Genomic DNA, 20867 nt, shown 5'->3' with positions numbered 1-20867 from the left:
GGGACCTCCTCGACGACGAGCGGACGCCCGCGCTGGACCTGATAGGCCAACGCGGCCGCGATGTCCATGACCTCGAGCTCCTGCTCACGGGCGATCCGTGACACGAGCTGGTAGAAGAAGTCCATGTCCTGGTCGAGCAAGGTGGTGCGCAGATCCTCGACGAACCGCTCGATCCGCGATTCGCTGACCGCCTGCGCGGTCGGCACCGGCATCGCGGGCACCGACTGGCGAATCGTCCGTTCGATCGCGCGCAATAGGCCGCGCTCCCGTGGTTCGACGAACAAGAGCGCACGACCGGCACGACCGGCCCGCCCGGTACGGCCGATCCGATGGACATAGGCCGACGGATCGTTCGGGATATCGTAGTTGACGACCAGGTTGATGCGCTCGACATCGAGCCCGCGCGCCGCGACGTCGGTCGCCACCAGGATATCGAGCCGGCCATCCTTGAGCCGTTCCACGGTCCGCTCCCGCATCACCTGGTTCATGTCGCCGTTGAGGGCCTCGGCGGCGAAGCCGTGCGCGCACAGCCGCTCGGCGAGTTCGACCGTCTCGGTCTTGGTCCGCACGAAGATCAGGATCGCCTCGAAGGGTTCGATCTCGAGGATCCGCGTCAGCAGATCGAGCTTGTGGTGACGCGTCACGACGCAATGGTGCTGCTCGATCGTCTCGACCGTCTCGGAGCGGGCCGCGACCTTGATCTCGACCGGGTCGCGCAGATGCGTCTGGGCGACGCGCCGGATCGCCGCAGGCATGGTCGCCGAGAACAGGGCCACCTGCCGTTCGCGCGGCGCTTGGCCGAAGATCCATTCGATGTCCTCGGCGAACCCCATGTTCAGCATCTCGTCGGCCTCATCCAGCACCAGCGCGCGGATGCCGGCCAACGACAAGGTGCCGCGGCGCAGGTGATCCATGACCCGCCCCGGCGTGCCCACGATGATCTGGGGACCACGGCCGAGCTGCCGAATCTGTAGACCATAGCCCTGCCCGCCATAGAGCGGCAGCACATGAAAACCGGTCAGGAACTGGGCGAAGCCCTGGAAGGCCTCGGCGACTTGCAGCGCCAATTCCCGGGTCGGCGTCAGCACCAGCACCTGGGGCTCGCGTCGAGCCAGATCGAGGCGCGACAGCAGCGGCAACGCGAAGGCCGCGGTCTTGCCGGTACCCGTCTGGGCTTGACCGAGCAGATCGCGGCCGGCCAGCAGGTGGGGTATGCACTGGGTCTGGATGCCGGTCGGCGTCTCGAAGCCAAGGGCCTGCACGGACCGCAGCACGGCCGGCGCAAGCCCGAGCGGTTCGAAACCGGCGGGAAGATCGGGGGAGTCCATCGAAAAACCTCGGGGGTGGGGTCAGGCCATAGTCGTGCATGCGCGCGAATGGCAGCTGTCAGAATCAAGACGCGGATATTATAGGCTCAAGCCTGTCAAGATCCCAGATGCCGGGATCCCTCACGGTCCACCGAACGGGACCGGTGATCGGACGCCCGACTCGCCGGCCGAATGGGCACCGCGGCCCCTCCGATTCGTCCAACGCGGCTGCTTCCGCGCGGAAGGCGGGGCATCGCGCCCCGCCAGCCCCACGCCCCGGTCGAGCCACCCGCCTCTCGGCGAGACGGGCAAACAGGCTGACCAGGCGGACGGCCGTGGTCAGCGCTTAGGGGCGGTGTCCCAAAAAGGATCTTAGGACTTCAGCGCCCAAGAGGTGCACCAGCCGTTCTCATGGATGGCCATGCCGGGGAACAGGCTGCATGGACGCCATTCGCCCTCGCTCGCCATGTCGAAGGCACAGTTCGCACAGGTCTGCTCGTTCGCCGGTGCGCCCGGCCGGTTGTAGCTCTCGCGCTCGGACTCGGTGGCATCGTGGACGTACTTCAGCGCGATCGCGATCGGATTGGTCGCCGGGTCGACCGGCGGAAGATCGGAGGCCTGTACATTCCCCAGACCGACCAGGTTGATGACCGGGATCGCGGCAAAGCCACCCAGCATCATCTTCATCGCGTCACGACGGCTCTTGCAAATTGGCTTATCGGACATGGTTGTCGACTCCTTCAGTATCATTCTTGGTGCTCGGACAGGACACCCACCGTCGGCGCGGTGTCCGGGTCACATTGTGCACCAAGGGCACGGAAAAGGCGAATTCACGCCAACCCGACAGCGAGTTCGTCCGCCCGTCCCAGCCTGATCAATGGAGATAGGTTCCGGCTCCACGGAACCGCTGCTGCCAATAGGGACTGCTCAGGTGGGCGATCCGCACCTGACCCTGCGACGTCGAGGCATGGACGAAACGGTCGCGGTCGATCATCAGACCGACATGGTACTGTCCAGGTTCAATGCGGAAGAAGACGAGGTCCCCGGGACCTGGCGGCCGCGCCGCCACTGGGATGGCTGCTCGTTGCTGTTCGACCGAGACGCGCGGGATCCGCACGCCGACGGCACTGTGGGCATACTGCGCGAGGCCGCTGCAATCGAGGGCCTGACCCGGCACCGACCCGCCATAGACATAGGGCGTGCCGATCTGCGCCATCGCGGACATGACCAGCGCCTGGCGCTCCTTGACACGCGGCAAGCCGGCGTAGTCGTCATCGCGGTGCCCCAGCGAACCGCACCCCGACGAGAGCAGGGCGACGGACAGCAGGCCACCACACCAGCACCAAGCACGCCCGATACGCATCTTTAGACGGATTCCAGATCAACGCGGCATGTTATTGATCGGGATTATATAGTTCGAATCCCTTACGATGTCAATGAGGGACACTGCGCGCAGGCAACCGGCGCAGCGCCGCCGCGACATCGCGACTGAAGTCGCCGAGCACCTCGCTGAGCCCGATCACGAGTCGCGCCTCGTCATCGACCTCGCCCGTCATCGTCAACGGCCGGCGATAGCTGGTCTCGCGGATCACCAGCGCGCGCTCCAGGTAGGGATCCGTCACGACCCAGCGGACCTTGAGGACCACCTCCTGGTCGCCACGCCCCTCGAACGTCAAGATCTCGGCCAGCACCCGGTAGTCGACCGGCGAGCGGATCTCGGTCGGATACACCAGGATCCGGCTGTTATCGAGCAGGTACGCGAGGTTCTCGCCCCACACCCGAAGGAAATCGTCGTTGAGCGAACCACCCCAACGGTGGAATTCGTCGATCCGCAGACGAACCCCGTCGCGACGGACGAGCTGGGGGCGGTCGAGAAAGAGTGGCCAGGCCAGGGGTCCCAGACCGATCGACAGCCGATCCCCGGCGAGCGGATCGGACCGGGTCTCGACCTCGGCGATCGGCACCAGCGTGTAGAACTGCGCGCTCGGACTGGATGCGCAACCGGCCAGGCCAGCCCACGCGAGCACCATCAGGGAGACCAAGAGGATCCTACCACCGATCCCCCTCGCCGAGGCGCGATCAGGGGGACATGCGACGGTCATACCTCGAGCATCCCGACTCATCGGAAGACCCGGGCGGGCCGCCGCGTCAACAAGACGAGGAATGAGAAACGGGACCCGAGCAAGAGCCGAAGCCCGCCGAGCCGTCCGCCCGCGGCTACGATCGCAAAGGCGATCAGGATCCCGACAGGGCGGGTCCGGATCAGTGACGGGTGGGCATCGTAGAGGGCACCGGACATCTGGCTTCGCTCGTTCGGCAACGGACACTCGCTCGGCCACCGATGTTAGCAGCCTCGCACCCACCTCACCAAGATTCGACCGGTCGACCGCGGAGACGGGATCGGGCTTGCCGACGCGCAACACCCGGCTGGCCGTTCCGGGGCTCGCCGAGATCCGTCTGGCTAAGCCAAACCCCGCGATTCGCGCAACCATCGAGCGGCGAGCTCGTCGGGCGGCATCGGGCGGGCGAAATGATACCCCTGGGCCAGATCGCAGTCCGCGCTGCGCAGGTAATCCGCCTGCTCGGCGGTCTCGACGCCTTCGGCGACGACCTCCAAGTCCAGGCTATGGCCCAGCGCGACGATCGCGCCGGCGATCGCCTGACAGTTCGCGTCGCTCAGGATGTCATCGACGAAGGATTTGTCGATCTTGAGCTGCTGCAACGGCAGGCGCCGCAAATAGGCCAATGACGAGTAGCCGGTTCCGAAGTCGTCGATCACCAACCGCAGTCCGAGCTCGCGCAGCCGACCCAAAATCGCGACGGATAGATCCGTCCGGCGCATCAGCATCGATTCGGTGACCTCCAACTCGATCCGCGAGGGATCGATCGCGGTCCGTTCGAGGATCTCGCCGACCCGCGCGACCAAGTCGCCCTGTTCGAGCTGCCGAATCGACAGGTTGATCGCCAAACGCGGCAGGTGCAGGCCAGCCTGATCCCAGGCCGCGAGTTGCCGACAGGCCTCCTCCAGGACCCAAAGGCCCAGTTCGTTGATCAGACCGATCTCCTCGGCGAGCGGGATGAAGCGGTTCGGCGGCACCGGGCCGAGCACGGGGCTCGACCAACGCAACAGCGCCTCGGCGCCGACCAAGGCGCCATCGGCGAGGCGCACCTGGGGCTGATAGTGCAGCTGAAACTCGCCCCGCTCCAAGGCCTGGCGCAGGCCGATCTCGAGCCGCAGGCGTTCCATCGCCCCCTCCTCCAGCGCCGGCTCGAAGAACTGATAGCTGTCGACGCCTTCCGCCTTGGCCTTGGTCAAGGCCGTGTCGGCATGGCGCAACAGCGTCGCGGCATCGCGACCGTCGACCGGAAAGACACCGATCCCGATGCTCGCCGTGATCGCCAGCGTCTGGTCGCCGAGCGGACGCGGCCGCGCGCACAGACGCAAAAGGTCACGGGCGATCTCGGCGGCTTCATGGGGTCCGTTGAGACCCTCGAGCATGACCAGGAACTCATCGCCGCTGGCTCGCGCGAGCAGGTCCGACGGGCGCATCGTGCCGACGAGATCCGCCGCGACGCGGCGCAGGAACTCATCACCCTGAGCATGGCCCAGCGAATCGTTGACGAGCTTGAAGCGATCCAGATCGAGGATCAGCACCGCGAGCCAGGCCTGATTCCGTGTGCAGCGATCGAGCGCCTGCGCGAGTCGGTTCTGAAACAGCGCTCGGTTCGGCAGGTCGGTCAGGGCATCGTGATGCGACAGATACTCCAGGCGCTCTTGGGTTTCGGTGAAGTGGGTGATATCGCTGAAGACCGCGACATAGTTGATGACCCGGTCGCGATCGTCGGCGATGGCGCTGATCGTCATCAGTCCGAGCAGCAGCGCACCATCCTTGCGCCGGTTCCAGATCTCGCCGCGCCAACTGCCGGCCCGGGCGATCGCGGCCCACATGGCCTCGTAGAAGGGCCGGTCGTGACGACCGGATTTGAGCAGGCGCGGGGTCTTGCCAAGGGCCTCGGCCTCGCTGTAGCCGGTGATCGCGGTGAAGGCGCGATTCACGGCGAGGATCCGTTCGGCGGCATCGGTGATGATGACCCCATCGGCGGTACTCTCGAAGACCCGTGCCGCCTGACGGATCTGCTCGTCGGCACAATGGGCCTCGGTGACATCCTGCGTCGTGCCGTAGAGGTGCGTCACGCGGCCCCTGGAATCCCTGATGACGCGGCCGGTCGTCGACAGATAGCGGAGGGTGCCATCGGGCCGCAGCACGCGCCACATTTGGTCGTAGGGCTCGCCCTCGCGCAGCGCCCGCGAGAGGCACCGCTCGAAGACCGGCCAATCCTCGGGATGAAACAGCTCGCGGTGCGCCTCCAGGCTCGGCGGGTCGCACCGCGGGTCGCGCCCGAAAAGCCGAAAGACCTGCTCGGACCAGCTGAGCCGCCCGCTCGCGACCTCGTATTCCCAGTGGCCGAGCCGCGCGAGCCGCTGCGCCTCGACGAGTTGCCGGTTGGCCTCGCGCAACCGCTGCTCGGCGACGCGGCGGGCCGTGATGTCGCTCAAGGTCCCGACGACCCGCAGCGCGCGGCCTTCGCCGTCGCGGGCGACGACCTGGCCGCGCCCGAGGATCCAGCGCCAGTCACCGCCTTTCGCGCGCAGGCGACACTCGATCCGGAACTGTTCATCGCTCGTCAATCGTCGTTGCAGCCGGCGCAGCACCGACGCCCGCTCGTCCGGATGCAGTGCTGCGACCAGCGAGGCGGGCGTCGGCTCGAATTCCGATGGGGCAAAACCGCGGATCGCGAAGAAGCGTGCGTTGACCTTCAAACCGCCACCGGGGATGTCCCAGTCACACATCCCGTCACTGGTGGCCTCGAGGGTCAGACGCAGGCGTTCCTCGCTGTCCGCCAGCGCCTGCTCGGCGCGCTTGCGCTCGGTGATGTCGAGCGCCGCGCCGAAGAGCTTCGCCGGCCGGCCGGCCGCGTCCCGCTCGAGCTCGCCCTGGGCATGAATGATCCGCGTCTCACCAGTATCGCCGCGCCGGATGCGATGTTCGATGTCGTAGCGGGCCGCGCCCGCCAGCGCGGCCGCCATGGCCGCGCGGATGGCCGCCGCGTCGTCCGGATAGCCATGGACCGCGATCAATTCATCGAGATTCAATTCGGTCGCGTCGGTGCCGTGGATCCGGCACCATTGGACCGAGGGGGTCAGGCGCCGGGTCGCGACGTCGATTTCCCAGGCCCCGAGATTGGCGAGCCGCTCGGCCTGCTCCATCAGCCAGCGCGATCGGCGCAGCGCCTCCTCGTCGCGCCGGCGGGCCGTGATATCGAGAACCACGAAGACGCAGTCACCGGCCCGATCCGTGGGATCGAGGGGCGTGACGCCTGTGATCCCATGCAGCACCTGGCCGTCCGGGCGTATCAGCCGGAACTCGGTGGTCGCGGTGCCGGCGCGTGTCAATTGCTCCTGGAGCGTTTGGCCGACACGCTCGTACTCGGCCTGGTCGGGATAGAGGAAGCGCGTGTTCCGACCGATGATGTCGCCGAGCTCGCGCCCCAACAGGGCCGCCAGGTACGCATTCCCCTGGCGGATCACCCGCTCGCGAATCAGCCCGATGCCGACCGGCGCCACGCGGAAGATCGCGGCCAGGTGCCGTTCCCGCTCCAATAGGGTCTGCTCGGCCACCGCACGTGCGCGCTCCTGTGCGAAGCGGTCGAGCGAGAAGGCGAGGTCCCCAGCCATCTCGTCGAGCAACTGCACGACATCGGACGAGAAGAAATCGGGTTCGTCGGCATAGAGGGTCAAGGTGCCGACCAGTTCGGCGCCGATCCGCAGCGACAAGGCGACGCCGAGCGGTGGCCCTGGATCCGAGACAGGGTCGCCGCCGGCCAGCACCCGTTCGTGCCAGTCCACCAACGCCGAGGGACCATGAAACGCCATCGGTCTCAGCGCTTGATCCGGCGTCTCGCGCCGCGCGACGATCGCCGCAGCGAGCCCGCCTTCCTCGACCGCGATCCGGCAGAACTCGGGCAGCAAGGCCGCCTCGCTGTCGCAGCGCACGATGGCCTGGTTGGTCGCGCTCAGCGTGGCATAGAGCCGGGCGATCCGCACGACCTCTGTCTCGGCGTGCTTGCGCGCGGTGATGTCGCGATTCGCACCGCGCCGGCCCCACCAGCGCCCGCCGGCCCCCAACACAGGCCCGCACAGGTGCTCGATCCAACGCAAGTCGCCGGCGCGCGTCAGCAGCCGATATTCGAGCCGGGCCTCATCGCGCTCATGGCAGCGCGCGCCCGTTTCCAGGACCTCGGCGAGATGGGCCGAATAGAGGGCGCGATCATCCGGGTGCAGGATCCGCTCCATGAGCCCCGGGTCGTCGAGGAAGGCCTCGGCCGGGTAACCACAGATCGCCTCGCAGGCCGGCGAGACATAGAGAAAGCGGCCATCAGGGCCGAGCCAGAACTCCCATTCCGGACTGAGTTCAGCGAGGATGCGGTAATGCTCGCGGCTCTCGGCGAGCGCCGCCTTGTCCGCACGTCGCTTGAGAAAGGTCGACAGGTGCCGGGCCACCGCGTCGAACAGACCCAGCTCTTCGGGGAAAAAGGCGGTATCAGAGCCTGGCGGCCCAGTGATGTCATCGACGACCTGAAGCCGACCCTCGCCGCCATCCGGCAGCGCGAACCGGACCTCGTGCATCGCCGATGTCTCGGCGAACCCAGCGGGACCATAGACGCGGTCGCCGATGCGAATCCGGGCGGCCCCCAGGTCCGGATCACGCAGCGCACCGGGCAGCCGCTCGGCGACCCGTTGCAGCAGTTCCTCGATCGGGGTCTCGACATGAGTCGTGTATTCGAGGATGTCGTACAGGCAGGCCAGTTCCTTGACCCGTTCGGCGAGTTCGCCCCGACTGCGGCGCAGGGCCTCGGCACCGTCGCGCAACCGGCGGCGCTGCTCGACCGCCTCGGTCTGATCGACGATCGCGCAGACGAACTGGTGCCCCTCCCCGATCTCGCTCGGCAGCCGCGCGATGTGCAGATCGCCGATGAACTCGCACCCCTGGGTCGTGCGCAGGCCGATCTCCCGCCGCTCCGCATGACCCGCCTCCAACGCGATCGCGAACATGGCCACCGCGGCACCGCGATCCGGCTCGGCCACCAGGCGCGCGAAGAAGTGCTGCTGGAGCTGACGGCGCCTCAGGTCGAACAGGCTCTCGGCAGCCAGATTGGCCTCCAGCACCAACCCCCGGCCATCGACCACCAGCTCCGCGACAGGCGAGGTCGCGAACAGCGTCGCGAAGCGCGCGAACGCGCGTTCCAGGTCGGCGCGACTCGCCCGCAATTCCTGGTTCTGGATCTCCAGTTCGGCCTGGTAGATGCGCAGATCCTCGACCAGCGTCATCAGGTCGAGCTCGCGTTGCGCGAGGGCCTCCTCGGCGAGGTCGAAACGGCCGGCGCGCAGGGCTTCCAGTGCCCGGTCATGCAGATCCGCCGGGGGCGGCGGGATCTCGACCGGCCGCTCGCGCTCGGACGAATGCGCGCCAGGTGGGTCGTCAGTGGGCCTGTCCCTGGTCATGTGCTGGGATCCCCCGTGGTCGGCACAACCCCTTGGTCGCGCAAACCGGTCACGTCGACGAAGGTCGCGACGGCGCCGCGCGCGCGCGGGTCGCGAGCCGCATAGGGCAAGATCCGCACGAGATAGGTGTGGCCGTTGGTCGCGACCAATTCCTGCTCCAGCGGCTGCCCATTCTCGATCGTGCGGCGCAACTCGGCGATGAACTCGGGATGGTCGAGCCGGTTCGCGAAGTCGTCGATCGGCCGGCCGATGTCGGCATCGCGGATCTTGAACAGGGACGTGGCCTCCGGCGTGAAGCGCGTGATCCGCAGATCGGCATCGACGAACAGGGTCGCGATCGCCGCGGCCTTGGCCAGGTTGTCGAGATCCGCGTTCAGACGGTGCAGGATCTCGATCTTCTCCTGGTTCTCGGCATTGACCGTGTAGAGCTCCTCGTTGACCGATTGCAGCTCCTCGTTCGAGCTCTGAAGCTCCTCGTTCGAGGCCATCAACTCCTCGTTCGTCGCCTGCAGCTCCTCGTTCGCGGTCTCGAGCTCTTCGACCGTCGCTTGCAGGCTCTCGCGGGTCGCGGCCAGCTCGCGCTCGAGCGTCTGCACCCGTTCGGAGGCCTCGCGACCGAGATCCAGCGTCTCCATCTGACCGGCCGGCGCCGGATCCGCGACCGGTTCCTCCGGCTCGAACGACAGGATCAGATGCGGTTCGCCCTGCGGGACCTCGACCGGGCGCACGACGAGCCGCACGCGCAAAGCCGGTGCGTCGGCCAGCGGCAGGGTGTCCGAACGCAACGACGTATTGGCCTTGGCCGCCTTGTGCAGCAGCGCCAGCGCCACCGGTGCGAGACGCTCCGGCAACAGTTTGGCCACGTCGAGTGTCGCGAGCCCCTCGCCGATACGCAGATAGCGGCCCACGTCACCGAAGACATGCAGCAGCTCGTGACGACGATTCAGCAGCAGGCTGGCCGGCGCATAGCCGCGCAGCAACACGGCCAGGCCGGCATCGATCGCGGCCGCATCGCTGGTGCCGGCCAGCGTCTTGCCGCCCTGATGGCGGCGCCCCGTCGCGGTCAGCCGCGACAACCCGGAACGGATCGGATCCAGCGGCAACGCGACATGGCGCAGGACTTTGTAAAGCTTGTGCTTGGAACTGACCGGTGTGAAGTCGGCCTGCAAGGCGCCGAGCGATTCGCTGGAGCCGAGGAACAGGAAACCGCCCGGCGCGAGCGCATATTGCAGGCGCCGCAGCACCCGTTCCTGCGCCTCGGGTTGGAAGTAGATCAATACGTTGCGGCAGGAAACCAGGTCCATCCGCGTGAAGGGCGGATCCTCGAGCAGATTGTGGCGCGCGAAGATGATGCTCTGGCGGATCTCCGGCTTGATGACGAAATGGTTGCCGCGGCCGAAGAAGTAGCGCTCGAGTCGCTCTGGCGACACCTCGGCCGTGATCGCCTCGGTGAAGACGCCGGCACTCGCGGTGTCGATACTATGCTGTTCGACATCGGTGGCGAAGATCTTGAAATCGGGCCAACGCCGCAGCCGCTCGCAGGCCTCGGACAATAGGATCGCCAGCGTGTAGGCCTCCTCGCCGGTCGACACGCCCGCGACCCAGATCCGCAATCCCTGCCCATCAGGCCGCTCCTTCACGAGCGCGTCGATCGCCGACTCGGCCACGACGTCGAAGGATTCCGAATCCCGGAAGAAGCTCGTGACCGGGATCAGCAGTTCCCGGCGCAGCGTTGCGAGCTCGACGCGATCGCTATCGAGAAGCCGCACGTAGTTCCGATAATCCGGGACATGACGGACCTGCATCCGGCGTTCGATCCGCCGCAGCACCGTGGGCGGCTTGTAGTCGCGAAAATCGATGCCGCCGAGGTTGCGCAACAGGTGCAGGATCTCATCGAGCGCCGACTGTTTGTCCTGCCCGACGGCCGTCCGATCCTGGCGCGTCGTCACGCGCGGGGCATGGCTGATGTGATCGAGGACGCGCGGCCCCAAGTCCTCCGGTGACAGGATGCCGTCGACCAAGCCGGTCGCGATGACGCTGCGCGGCATTCCATCGAACTTCGCCGATTCGGGGTCCTGGGCCAGCAGCAGCCCACCGGCCTCGTTGATCGCGACCGCACCGCGCGTGCCATCCGAGCCGGTTCCGGACAGGATCACGCCGATCGCGCGGTTGGCATATTCTTGCGCCAGCGACGTGAAGAAGAGGTCGATCGGCAGGGTCAAGACCCGGGGATCCTTCGGCGTCAGCCGCAGCCGCCCACGCGAGACGTGCATGATGGTCGCCGGCGGGATCAGGTGCACCCGGTCGGGCTCGATCCTCATGCCGTCCTCGACCGTGACCACCGGCATCCGCGTATGCCGGCCGAGCAGATTCACCATCATGCTCTTGTGGTCCGGCGACAGATGCTGAATCACGACATAGGCGGCACCGGACTGGGCCGGTATCCCTTGGAAGAATCGCTCCAGCGCGTCGAGGCCACCGGCCGACGCCCCGACCGCGATCAGATACCCGCCGAAGCCCCCGTTGTGGTCGGGGACGCTGTCCGTCTTCGCGGACTCTTGAACAGCCATCGCTGCGCTCTCTCCACTTGAAGCCGCCGATCACGGGGACCCGGTGCCTGCGCGCACGAGCCGAAGCCGGCCTGCCGGCCCCGCCCGCGGCATCGATTAGGACACGCGGAACCCCTCCGGCCACTCGGTCAGCGCGCCTCAGGGGGCCCGATAAGGGGTCAAGCGATCGACGCCGATTCAGTCTAGTCTACTTCTCGATCGTAGGTCTGTTTTTCTCCGAGGTCACGACCGGCCGTGACCTGGATGCGACCGTTCGGTCGCTAGCCGGCCGTGATCGGGATGATGATGATGTCGACGCGTCGATTCAGGCGTCGGCCCTCCGGGGTCTGGTTGCTCGCGATCGGATAGTGCTGGCCGTAGCCGGTGGCCGACATCCGCTGCGGGAGCACGCCGTCGGCCAGCAGATAGCGCTGGACCGACGCGGCACGCCGCTCCGAGAGCTGCTGGTTGTGGGCGACCGTGCCGGTGCTGTCGGTGTGGCCGCCGATCGCGAGTTGTGTCTTTCCGTAGCGTTGCACGATATGCGAGATCTTGTTCATCGTGCTGTAGAACCCGGGCTTGATGACGTCGGAGTCCGTCTCGAAGGCCGTCGCCCCGGTCATGCCGACCAGCAGCTGATCGTTCGGCAGCGTCTCGACACGCACGACGCCCGCGGCGATCTCATCGCGCAGCGCCCGTTCGAAGTCCTGACGCTGGTTCTCCATGTAGGAGCCGACCATGCCGCCGGCGATCGCGCCCCCGACGGCGCCGATCAGCGCGCCTTTGGCCGATTTGTCCGTGACCAGTGCACCGATCGCGGCACCGGTCGCGGCACCGATCAGGGCACCGGTCCCCGTTTCCGTCATGCCGCGCGGCTGCCCGTTCGTGGCACACCCAGCCAGGGCGAGCGCGCACGCCGCCGCGATGGCAACCGTCTTGGCCTGTGTTGGCGTCATCGAGATGTCTCCCAGTCGAAGCTTCCGTCATTGGTTTCCCGCTGCCAGCGGGCCTGAAGGCCAATACTAGCAGAGCGCGTAGCCACTGCGGACCTGCTCATCGGCGTCGGCCGCGCGCGGGGCGCCCCTTGTTTCCCGACACCTCGCCATCACCTGGCGAGGAAGTTCGGGATGCCCAGTGACCGGCATCGGTCGCAGCCATTCGTCGAACCTCCGGAAGGAGACTTCGTCTCTTCTCACCTCGTCGCGGTCTGGGTCTATTCGGAGACCAGTCATGCCCGTCGTCATCAACATGATCGCCTTTCAGATCGGGTGGTTCGCCAGTGTCATCGGCGGTGCCCAGCATTGGCCATGGCTCGGCGTCTGTGTCGTCGCCCTGGTCGCCGCGGTGCACCTGGGCCGGGCGGTGCGCCCCGGAATCGAGGCCCTGCTGCTGTTGACGGCCACGATGATCGGCACCCTGTGGGAGGGGCTTCTGGTCGGCTTCGGGTTGATCCGATATCCATCGGGGCTCTTCGCCGACTGGCTGCCCCCGATCTGGATCGTCGCGCTCTGGGTGGTGTTCGCCTCGACGCTCAACGTATCGCTGCGCTGGCTGCGCGGCCGCTGGCGCTTGGCGATGGTCATGGGTGCCATCGGCGGGCCGATGGCCTTCGCGGCCGGCGAACGGCTGGGCGCCGCGACCTTTCCGGATCCGGTCCTGAGCTTGACCGTCATCGGTGCCGGCTGGGCACTGATGACACCGCTGCTGGTCTGGCTCGCCGAGCGACTCGACGGTTACGCACCGGCTTCTCGGGCCACGCCGGATGCCGCGGCGGTCCCACTGGCCGAGGCCGATCCGCATGTTTGAGGTGATCCCTTACGCCGCTGGGCTTGGCCTGGCGCTGGTCATGGCACTGATCGCCTGGCTCGTGAGCCTGCCGCGGAGGGATGTCAGTCATGTCGACTCGCTGTGGTCGCTGTTTTTCCTGGCGATGGCCCTGGTCTATCTCGCGCTCGTGTCGGAGCCGGTCGCGCGCGCCTATTTGGTCGTGGCGTTGGTGGCTGTCTGGGCCGTGCGGCTCAGCGCCCATATCACCTGGCGCAACTGGGGCCACGGCGAAGACCGCCGGTATCAGGCGATTCGACGCCACAACGACCCCGGCTTCGCGTGGAAGAGTCTTTACTTGGTCTTCGGTCTTCAGGCCGTGCTGGCCTGGATCATCTCGCTGCCGCTGCTCGGTAGCATCGCGAGCCCGCGGCCCCTTGGCTGGCTCGACCTGGCCGCGGTGATCCTGTGGGCCGCCGGCTTCGCGTTCCAGGTCATCGGGGATCGGCAATTGGCCCGCTTCAAGGCACGTCCCGAGAACCAGGGTCGGGTCATGGATCAGGGCCTGTGGCGTTATACTCGCCACCCGAACTACTTCGGCGAGGCCGTCATCTGGTGGGCGCTGTATCTGCTCGCGCTGTCGGCCGGCGCCTGGTGGGCGATCCTGTCCCCGGTCCTGATGACCTTCCTGCTGCTGCGGGTCTCCGGCGTGGCGCTGCTCGAACGGGACATCGCCGAGCGCCGACCCGGCTATCGTGACTATATTCGGCGCACCAACGCCCTCTTTCCCGGTCCGCCCCGCGCGCGACCATCGCCGCAGGATCCATGAGATGCCGACCCAGTCGAAACATTGGCCCGCGGTCCTCGTCGCGCTCTGCGCGGCCTGTCTGTTGGCCGCCTGCTCCAGCGAGGAACGCCCGATGAAGACCGTCGATTACGTGGATCTCGAACGTTTCATGGGCGATTGGTACGTGATCGCGAACATCCCGACCTTCGTCGAGCGCGGCGCCCACAATGCCGTCGAGTCTTACGCCTTGACCCCCGAAGGTACCATCGCGACGACCTTCACCTTCCGCGCCGGATCCTTCGACGGGCCGCTGAAGACCTACCATCCGACCGGCTTCGTCGTGGACCGCACGTCCAACGCCCTGTGGGGGATGCAGTTCATTTGGCCGATCAAGGCCGACTTCCGCATCATCTATCTGACGCCGGACTACCAGGTCACGGCGATCGGCCGTGCCAAGCGCGACTACGTCTGGGTCATGGCTCGCGAGTCGGCGATCCCCGACGAGCACTACCAGACCATTCTTTCCTTCCTCGACGAGATCGGCTATGACACGAGCCGGATCGAGCGGGTCCCACAACGCTGGTAGCCGCGAGCGCCCGGAGCGGCCCACGATGCGACTTTCCATCCTGATCCCGACGCTCAACGAGGCCGAAGGCATCCAAGGCACCCTCGCGACGCTGCAAGGTGCGCGCCGACTGGGCCACGAGGTGCTGGTCGTCGATGGCGGCAGCACGGACGAGACCGTCGCCCGGGCGACGCCGCTCGCCGACGGTGTGATTCGCGCCACGCGCGGTCGCGCCGCGCAGATGAATGCCGGGGCGAGGGCCGCACGGGGTGCAGCGCTCCTGTTCCTGCACGCGGATACGCGACTGCCGGCGACGGCGGTCATGGCCATCCAAGCGGCCTTGGCACGGGCTGCCTGGGGGCGCTTCGATGTGTCGATCGATGGCGAGTCGCCGCTGTTGCGGGTCGTCGCCGCGATGATGAATTGGCGCTCGCGCCGGACCGGGATCGCCACCGGGGATCAGGCGCTGTTCGTGACCCGCGCGGCCTTCGAGCGTGTCGGCGGCTATCCCGAGATCCCGTTGATGGAAGACATCGAGCTCTCGAAGGCGCTCAAGCGCATCGGTCGGCCAGCGTGTCTGCGCGAGCAGGTCGTCACGTCCGGGCGACGCTGGGAAACCCACGGGGTGTGGCGCACGATCCTGCTGATGTGGTCGTTGCGGCTCGCGCACTGGCGTGGCGTGCCGGCGAGCGAGCTCGCACGCCGCTACGCATCTGGAAAGCACACCGCGCGAGGCCGAGATCCGACAACCGAGCAGGCTGTTATCATGACGGCCTGGAATCAACCAGGTAGGAACAGGAAGCGATGAATCAAGACGAGATGAAGAGGCGCGCGGCCCAAGCCGCGTTGGACTATGTGGAGGGCGGGATCATCGGGGTCGGCACTGGTTCGACCGTCAACCATTTCATCGATCTGCTCGCCGGCATCAAGGGGCGGATCGACGGGGCGGTCTCGAGCTCGGAGGCCTCGACGGCGCGACTGACCAGGCACGGCATCGCGGTCTTCGACCTCAATGCCGTCGGCGAACTGAGCCTCTATGTCGACGGCGCCGACGAGTCGAACCACCGTCTGCAACTGATCAAGGGCGGCGGCGGGGCCTTGACGCGCGAGAAGATCATCGCCGACGCGAGCCAGCGTTTCGTCTGCATCGCCGATGACAGCAAGCTCGTCGACACCTTGGGTCGCTTCCCGCTTCCGGTCGAGGTGATCCCGATGGCCCGCGGCCATGTCGCACGCCAACTCGTGAAGCTCGGCGGCACACCGGTCTGGCGCGAGGGCTTCGTGACCGACAACGGCAACCTGATCCTCGATGTTCGACATCTGTCGATCGAGGATCCGCTGGCCATCGAGCAACAAATCAATGCGATCCCCGGCGTCGTCACGGTCGGACTCTTCGCCCGGCGTCCGGCCGACGTGCTGATCCTCGGCGGGCCAGACGGGACCAAGACCCTGACGGCCGCGTAAGATTCCGTCGTCAGGGCACCCGGCCCAGCATCTCATCGCGGGGGCCACCCCGCAGTCGGAGATCCCGCGACCGAGGCCCAGACATCTGGGGTCGGCTGCGTATCAAAAAAAACGGGGCCATCAGGCCCCGTTTCGACGTGCTAGCCTCTTGCCGTGTCTGGCTTAGAAGCTGTGGACCATACCGAGCGAGAAGCCGCTCCAGTCGGCATCGCGCACATCGTCATCCATCTGCGTGTACAGGACGTAAGCCTTGCTGCGCTTCGTGAAGTTGTGGTCGAAACCAACGGCCCAAGACGACTTGTCCGCAACGTCACCGTAGATCCGGCGGTCCCAGTCCAGATCGGACTGACCGTACATCGCCTTGACCATGTTGTTGCCGAAGGCATAGCCGGCCTGGATCTGCCACAGGTCGGCGTCGGCCTTGTCGAGGCCACGATAATTGGCCCAGTTCTCGTAAAGGCCGGTCAGCGTGAAGCCGTTCCAGTCAAGCAGGCCCAGACCAACGCGCCACTTGTCGAACGACTTGGCGCCGGTCTGGCCGGTGCCCTGCCACTGATCACTGTCGAGGGTCTCATAAGCCAGCGACACGAAGAAGGGGCCGTTGTTGTAGATACCGGCCACCGACCAGGCTTCGGCGAGGCTGTCGGCGTCGAGATTCCGACCGCCGTTGAAGGTCGCGCCACCAGTCGGCATCACCATGCCCGAGAACTGGAAGCCCATGAAGTTCGGCGAAATATAGGCAACGGCGTTGTCGGCGCGCAGATCATCGAAGCCGACCGTGAAGTTCATGTCCGCGAGCGTGTCGGCGAACAGGTCGAGCTTACCCGTCGAGATCTTCAGCGGGGTGTCATGGCGGCCAGCCAACAAGGTACCCCAGTCACCGGCAAGACCGGCGAAGCTGTTGCGCATGCTGAGCGTCGTGCCGCGGTTGCCGTTCCAAGCGGCGGAATCACGACCGTCGTTCGCGATGTCGACGCTGAACTCGATCTGATAGATGGCCTTGAGACCGAAGCCGAGTTCTTCCGAGCCCCGCACGCCGAGACGGCTGGCACGGCTGTTGGAGTTCAGGTTCCATCCGGTGAAGTCTTTGCCGGGAACGAGGTTACCCTGACCGTCGACCGCATCGGGTTGCGCGCCCGGCGCCGGGACGCCACCCGGCACCCACGAGGCGTTGCGATCGACGTCGACATAGTCGATGGACATGTGGACCCGACCGTACAGGGTCGCATCGGCGATCGCGGCGGCCGGCACCGCCATGGCGGCGGCAACCGCCAGTGTCAACATCTTCTTGTTCATTGCGTTCTCCGCTGTTGTAAAGACCTTGGAGACTGGGAATACTGCCACAGTCCCGCGCTGCGATGGCAAGAATAGCCTACAACGGGAATTTGCGCAACAAATGTTTTGAAAAAAGAGACAGAATGACGATCTGTTGCTTTTTTGCCTCTACCAGACCGCGGGGCTTGCTCCGAACTCGGGGTTTCGCTGACTACGGGGGACGAGAAGGCAGGTCGGTGCCGAGGGCAGAAGCCGATGCACACGGCGAGGGATGGCTGGGGGACCAGGATTCGAACCTGGGTTAACGGAGTCAGAGTCCGCTGTCCTGCCGCTAGACGATCCCCCAGTAAGGCTGGCACGAAGCCAACGGGCACCCCGATGGGTGCCATCGCATCAACGCTTCGAGTATTGCGGCCGCTTGCGGGCCTTGTGCAGACCGACCTTCTTGCGTTCGACCTCGCGCGAGTCGCGAGTCAGAAAGCCAGCCCGGCGCAGCGAGGGACGCAGCGCCTCGTCATAGCGCACCAGAGCCCGGGCGATACCATGACGAATCGCTCCGGCCTGTCCGGTCGTTCCACCACCGACGACGGTTGCCCGTACATCCACCCGACCCACCATGCTGGCGACTTCGAGGGCCTGACGCACGACCATCCGCGCCGTCTCGCGACCGAAGAATTGGTCCAACGGACGATCATTGACGGTGATCTGGCCCGAACCAGTGGTTAGAAAGACCCGAGCGCTGGAGGTCTTGCGGCGCCCGACCGCATGTTGCACTTCCGCCATCGATGATTTCCTATAGGGTTATGGTTTCCGCCGCACCTTACGCGATCGCAGGATCAGATATCAAGCGGCTGCGGCTGCTGGGCCTGATGACGATGCGACGGACCCGCATACACGTGCAATTTCTTGTACATGGCCCGACCAAGCGGGTTGCGCGGCAGCATGCCTTTGACCGCCTGCTCGATCACCCGTTCCGGCGCCTTCGCAAGCAGCTTCTGGAGTGTGATCGACTTGAGGTGACCGACATAGCCGGTATGGCGATAATAAACCTTATCCCTCAGTTTATTGCCCGTCACCTTGACCTTGCCGGCATTGACCACGACGATGTAGTCGCCGGTGTCCACATGGGGCGTGTACTGGGGTTTGTGCTTGCCACGCAGACGCCGCGCGATCTCGGCGGACAACCGTCCGAGAGTCTTGCCATCGGCATCCACGAGGAACCAGGCGCGACGCACCTCGGCCGGCTTGGCGCTCACAGTCGTCATGTCCGTTACTCCGCGGGAACTCGATCAGAATCAGATGTGTAGATCGGATAGAAGACCGCCGATCATACGGCATCCGTCGAGTGCGATCAAGCCCCGACCGAACCCTTTCGGCACCCGGCCGGATGCCGCCCCGATGGCCACGCCGGCAGGGCCTGCCTCGGGGGACGTCAGGGGTCGCCGGCCACCGCGGGTCCGCGCTCGGACAACAGCAGACGCGTGACGACACGCCCGGCGATCAGGTGCTCGCTCAAGATCTCATCGAGGTCCCGCCGATCCCGATAGCTGTACCACACCGCATCCGGATAGACCACGATCACCGGCCCGCACGCACAGCGATCAAGACAGCCCGCCGTGTTGATCCGTACACCCCCCGGCCCGGCCAAACCCAATTCCTTCGCGCGCCCCTTCAAGTAGTCGCGCATCGCGACGGCGTCGGATCGAGCGCAACAGCGCGCACCGCGATCACGCTGATTGACGCAGAAGAACACATGATGACGGTAATAGGACATCGGAACGGGGACCTCCAACTTCGCGGCCATGACAGCGCGGACAAGTCTACACCGAATCCTTGCAGTGCCGCGGGCGGCCCTATATCTTCGTTCCCATGGTTCCCCGCGGTCTCTCGGCCGCCCCGACCTTCGAGATGCGACCATGCGCCATGCCCGCCACTTCACGCCGGCCGACCGACTCCTGATTGGACTCGACCAGGCCGTCCGCACCATCTTTGGCCGCCCACCGGTCACCGAGCGGCCGAACCCCGCGGACTCGTTCTCCGAGCCGGAACTGAGTGACGCACAACGCCGCCATGCCGGTCGGCTGATGCGCATCAACCACACTGGCGAGGTGTGCGCACAGGCCCTCTATCAGGGCCAGGCCCTGACGGCCCGGCTTGACGATGTCCGGCGCGCGATGGAACGGTCGGCTCGCGAAGAAGCCGACCACCTGGCGTGGTGTGAGACACGTCTACAGGAACTGGGCGAGCGCAAGAGCCTGCTGAACCCGATCTGGTACGCCGGCTCCTTTACGATGGGCGCAGCGGCTGGATTGGCCGGTGATCGGTGGAGCCTCGGTTTCGTCGTCGAGACCGAGCGGCAGGTCGAGAGCCACCTCGAGGGGCATCTGCGTCAATTGCCGCCCGAGGACACCAAGACCCGGGCGCTGATCCATCAGATGAAAGCCGACGAGATCCACCACGCGCAACTCGCCAAGGGCGCCGGCGGGGCCGAACTGCCTGCTGCGGTCCGGCTCGCGATGCGCGCGACGGCCAAGGTGATGACGCGCACGGCCTATTGGATCTGACCAGGCAGCGCCGAATCTCCGCGACCTCGCCGGGGTGCGTGCGCGGCGCGGCCCAGCTAACAACCCATGAATTCGAGATTGCGCCCGAGATTGCGTCCGTAGAAGATCTCCGAGAGCTCCCGCCGCAGCAGCTTCTGGATCCTCTTGTGCTCCCGCTCGGTCAGATCGCTGGCCTGGATGCAGAAGAGATAGTCGTCGAGACGGAAATGCTTCAACACCATCTTGGTGTGAAACAGATTCTCTTGATAGACATTGACGTCGACCATCTGGTAGCGATCCTTGGTATCGCGCGACAGATAGTTCTGGATCGAGCTGATGTTGTGGTCGATGAAGTGCTTGCGGCCTTTGACGTCGCGCGTGAAACCGCGCACGCGATAGTCCATGATGACGACATCGGATTCGAGTGCATGGATCAGATAGTTGAGCGCTCGCAGCGGTGAGATCCGCCCGCAGGTCGAGACATCGATGTCGGCGCGAAAGGTACTGATCCCGGTCTGCGGATTCGTCTCCGGGTAGGTGTGCACCGTGATGTGACTCTTGTCGAGATGGGCGACGACGGCGTCCGGCAGCGGCCCTGGCGAGGCGGTGTTCGACAGCAGTTCCGCGGCGACTGGTTCCTCGGAGATCAACATCGTGACCGAGGCCCCCTGGGGGTCGTAGTCCTGGTGCGCGATGTTCAGGATGCTCGCGCCGATGATCTCGGCGACGTCGGTCAGAATCCCGGTCAACCGCTCGGCATTGTAAGCCTCATCGATATATTTGATGTAGGCCTCGCGCTGCTCCGCGGAATCCGCGTAACACACATCGTAGATATTGAAGCTCAGCGTCTTCGTCAGATTATTGAAGCCATGCAGCTTGAGCTTTTTCAAGGAATCCGGCATCGTTTCGGTCCTGACGTCTAAAGGCCGCGAAAGCTAATGCCCTTCGCCGACGAATGCAAGCGCACTCGGCCACGCAATCCGACCGAGACTATCCAGACGAGATTTCGAGGCGGATCACAGCGCGGCGCTCTGGGTCCCGGCCTTGCG

Annotated in this window: 19 protein-coding genes and 1 tRNA gene; 6 read left to right on the top strand and 14 right to left on the bottom strand. The window is 65.9% G+C overall.

Annotated elements, in window-relative coordinates; all coding sequences use genetic code 11:
- From ABC977_RS13490 to ABC977_RS13455, 8 genes are all read right to left on the bottom strand, one after another.
- A partial coding sequence (locus ABC977_RS13490; protein ID WP_369667791.1) for a DEAD/DEAH box helicase occupies positions 1-1328 on the bottom strand: 1328 nt, incomplete at its 3' end.
- A gap of 351 nt (positions 1329-1679) precedes the next feature.
- Positions 1680-2033, bottom strand: coding sequence for a high-potential iron-sulfur protein (locus tag ABC977_RS13485; protein ID WP_369667790.1), 354 nt, complete (start codon positions 2031-2033; stop codon positions 1680-1682).
- 148 nt (positions 2034-2181) lie between these two features.
- Positions 2182-2670 carry a C40 family peptidase gene (locus ABC977_RS13480; RefSeq protein ID WP_369667789.1) on the bottom strand — a complete coding sequence of 163 codons (489 nt, stop codon included), beginning with the start codon at positions 2668-2670 and terminating at the stop codon, positions 2182-2184.
- A 70-nt stretch (positions 2671-2740) separates the two neighbouring features.
- Positions 2741-3349, bottom strand: coding sequence for a PqiC family protein (locus ABC977_RS13475; protein ID WP_369667788.1), 609 nt, complete (start codon positions 3347-3349; stop codon positions 2741-2743).
- 77 nt (positions 3350-3426) lie between these two features.
- Positions 3427-3606, bottom strand: coding sequence for a hypothetical protein (locus ABC977_RS13470; protein ID WP_369667787.1), 180 nt, complete (start codon positions 3604-3606; stop codon positions 3427-3429).
- Between the two features lie 162 nt (positions 3607-3768).
- Positions 3769-8871, bottom strand: coding sequence for a PAS domain S-box protein (locus ABC977_RS13465; RefSeq protein WP_369667786.1), 5103 nt, complete (start codon positions 8869-8871; stop codon positions 3769-3771).
- Positions 8868-11441 (bottom strand): chemotaxis protein CheB, encoded by a 2574-nt coding sequence (locus tag ABC977_RS13460; protein WP_369667785.1) that lies wholly within the window; start codon positions 11439-11441, stop codon positions 8868-8870. Before ABC977_RS13460 ends, ABC977_RS13465 begins: the two co-directional genes overlap by 4 nt.
- 260 nt (positions 11442-11701) lie before the next feature.
- Positions 11702-12376 (bottom strand): YiaD family glycine zipper/OmpA-like lipoprotein, encoded by a 675-nt coding sequence (locus ABC977_RS13455; protein ID WP_369667784.1) that lies wholly within the window; start codon positions 12374-12376, stop codon positions 11702-11704.
- A 274-nt stretch (positions 12377-12650) separates the two neighbouring features.
- Here ABC977_RS13455 and ABC977_RS13450 point away from each other — a divergent pair, with 274 nt between their 5' ends.
- Genes ABC977_RS13450 through rpiA form a run of 5 tightly spaced genes read left to right on the top strand, consistent with a single transcriptional unit; the run spans position 12651 to position 16000 of the window.
- Complete coding sequence (locus ABC977_RS13450; RefSeq protein ID WP_369667783.1) at positions 12651-13226, top strand: DUF2878 domain-containing protein; 576 nt, start codon at positions 12651-12653, stop codon at positions 13224-13226.
- Positions 13219-14013, top strand: coding sequence for a DUF1295 domain-containing protein (locus tag ABC977_RS13445; protein ID WP_369667782.1), 795 nt, complete (start codon positions 13219-13221; stop codon positions 14011-14013). The genes ABC977_RS13450 and ABC977_RS13445 overlap by 8 nt, the downstream gene beginning before the upstream one ends.
- A 1-nt stretch (position 14014) precedes the next feature.
- Positions 14015-14557 carry a lipocalin family protein gene (locus ABC977_RS13440; protein ID WP_369667781.1) on the top strand — a complete coding sequence of 181 codons (543 nt, stop codon included), beginning with the start codon at positions 14015-14017 and terminating at the stop codon, positions 14555-14557.
- Positions 14558-14582: 25 nt separating this feature from the next.
- Positions 14583-15344: a TIGR04283 family arsenosugar biosynthesis glycosyltransferase gene (locus ABC977_RS13435; RefSeq protein ID WP_369667780.1), complete on the top strand. Its 762-nt coding sequence runs from the start codon at positions 14583-14585 to the stop codon at positions 15342-15344.
- Positions 15341-16000, top strand: coding sequence for a ribose-5-phosphate isomerase RpiA (gene rpiA, locus ABC977_RS13430; RefSeq protein ID WP_369667779.1), 660 nt, complete (start codon positions 15341-15343; stop codon positions 15998-16000). The genes ABC977_RS13435 and rpiA overlap by 4 nt, the downstream gene beginning before the upstream one ends.
- A gap of 162 nt (positions 16001-16162) precedes the next feature.
- On the opposite strand, the gene ABC977_RS13425 is transcribed toward rpiA, so the two are convergent.
- From ABC977_RS13425 to ABC977_RS13405, 5 genes are all read right to left on the bottom strand, one after another.
- The gene (locus ABC977_RS13425) at positions 16163-17296 is read right to left on the bottom strand and encodes a porin (protein ID WP_369667778.1); all 1134 of its coding nucleotides are present in this window, start codon (positions 17294-17296) and stop codon (positions 16163-16165) included.
- Between the two features lie 251 nt (positions 17297-17547).
- Positions 17548-17621, bottom strand: a tRNA-Gln gene (locus ABC977_RS13420).
- A gap of 47 nt (positions 17622-17668) precedes the next feature.
- Positions 17669-18058: a 30S ribosomal protein S9 gene (rpsI, locus tag ABC977_RS13415; protein ID WP_369667777.1), complete on the bottom strand. Its 390-nt coding sequence runs from the start codon at positions 18056-18058 to the stop codon at positions 17669-17671.
- Between the two features lie 53 nt (positions 18059-18111).
- Positions 18112-18540, bottom strand: a complete 429-nt coding sequence (gene rplM, locus ABC977_RS13410; RefSeq protein ID WP_369667776.1) for a 50S ribosomal protein L13 — start codon at positions 18538-18540, stop codon at positions 18112-18114.
- A 167-nt stretch (positions 18541-18707) separates the two neighbouring features.
- Positions 18708-19049, bottom strand: coding sequence for a (2Fe-2S) ferredoxin domain-containing protein (locus ABC977_RS13405; protein WP_369667775.1), 342 nt, complete (start codon positions 19047-19049; stop codon positions 18708-18710).
- Between the two features lie 142 nt (positions 19050-19191).
- Here ABC977_RS13405 and coq7 point away from each other — a divergent pair, with 142 nt between their 5' ends.
- Complete coding sequence (gene coq7 / locus ABC977_RS13400; RefSeq protein WP_369667774.1) at positions 19192-19839, top strand: 2-polyprenyl-3-methyl-6-methoxy-1,4-benzoquinone monooxygenase; 648 nt, start codon at positions 19192-19194, stop codon at positions 19837-19839.
- 56 nt (positions 19840-19895) lie between these two features.
- On the opposite strand, the gene speD is transcribed toward coq7, so the two are convergent.
- Entirely contained in the window at positions 19896-20720 is an 825-nt protein-coding gene (gene speD / locus ABC977_RS13395; RefSeq protein WP_369667773.1) for an adenosylmethionine decarboxylase, read from the bottom strand.
- Between the last annotated feature and the right edge of the window lie 147 nt (positions 20721-20867).

The organism is Thioalkalicoccus limnaeus, from assembly GCF_041197575.1.
GTDB classification, from domain to species: Bacteria; Pseudomonadota; Gammaproteobacteria; order Chromatiales; family Chromatiaceae; genus Thioalkalicoccus; species Thioalkalicoccus limnaeus.
The sequence above is the reverse complement of the archived record's forward strand: the minus strand, read 5'-3'. Positions and strand labels throughout refer to the sequence as shown.

Excerpts from the sequence above, each read along its gene's own strand:
- ABC977_RS13485 (WP_369667790.1), bottom strand. The coding sequence starts at position 2,033 with ATGTCCGATAAGCCAATTTGCAAGAGCCGTCGTGACGCGATGAAGATG.
- ABC977_RS13480 (WP_369667789.1), bottom strand. The coding sequence starts at position 2,670 with ATGCGTATCGGGCGTGCTTGGTGCTGGTGTGGTGGCCTGCTGTCCGTC.
- ABC977_RS13470 (WP_369667787.1), bottom strand. The coding sequence starts at position 3,606 with ATGTCCGGTGCCCTCTACGATGCCCACCCGTCACTGATCCGGACCCGC.
- ABC977_RS13465 (WP_369667786.1), bottom strand. The coding sequence starts at position 8,871 with ATGACCAGGGACAGGCCCACTGACGACCCACCTGGCGCGCATTCGTCC.
- ABC977_RS13460 (WP_369667785.1), bottom strand. The coding sequence starts at position 11,441 with ATGGCTGTTCAAGAGTCCGCGAAGACGGACAGCGTCCCCGACCACAAC.
- ABC977_RS13455 (WP_369667784.1), bottom strand. The coding sequence starts at position 12,376 with ATGACGCCAACACAGGCCAAGACGGTTGCCATCGCGGCGGCGTGCGCG.
- ABC977_RS13450 (WP_369667783.1), top strand. The coding sequence starts at position 12,651 with ATGCCCGTCGTCATCAACATGATCGCCTTTCAGATCGGGTGGTTCGCC.
- ABC977_RS13445 (WP_369667782.1), top strand. The coding sequence starts at position 13,219 with ATGTTTGAGGTGATCCCTTACGCCGCTGGGCTTGGCCTGGCGCTGGTC.
- ABC977_RS13440 (WP_369667781.1), top strand. The coding sequence starts at position 14,015 with ATGCCGACCCAGTCGAAACATTGGCCCGCGGTCCTCGTCGCGCTCTGC.
- ABC977_RS13435 (WP_369667780.1), top strand. The coding sequence starts at position 14,583 with ATGCGACTTTCCATCCTGATCCCGACGCTCAACGAGGCCGAAGGCATC.
- rpiA (WP_369667779.1), top strand. The coding sequence starts at position 15,341 with ATGAATCAAGACGAGATGAAGAGGCGCGCGGCCCAAGCCGCGTTGGAC.
- ABC977_RS13425 (WP_369667778.1), bottom strand. The coding sequence starts at position 17,296 with ATGAACAAGAAGATGTTGACACTGGCGGTTGCCGCCGCCATGGCGGTG.
- rpsI (WP_369667777.1), bottom strand. The coding sequence starts at position 18,058 with ATGGCGGAAGTGCAACATGCGGTCGGGCGCCGCAAGACCTCCAGCGCT.
- rplM (WP_369667776.1), bottom strand. The coding sequence starts at position 18,540 with ATGACGACTGTGAGCGCCAAGCCGGCCGAGGTGCGTCGCGCCTGGTTC.
- ABC977_RS13405 (WP_369667775.1), bottom strand. The coding sequence starts at position 19,049 with ATGTCCTATTACCGTCATCATGTGTTCTTCTGCGTCAATCAGCGTGAT.
- coq7 (WP_369667774.1), top strand. The coding sequence starts at position 19,192 with ATGCGCCATGCCCGCCACTTCACGCCGGCCGACCGACTCCTGATTGGA.
- speD (WP_369667773.1), bottom strand. The coding sequence starts at position 20,720 with ATGCCGGATTCCTTGAAAAAGCTCAAGCTGCATGGCTTCAATAATCTG.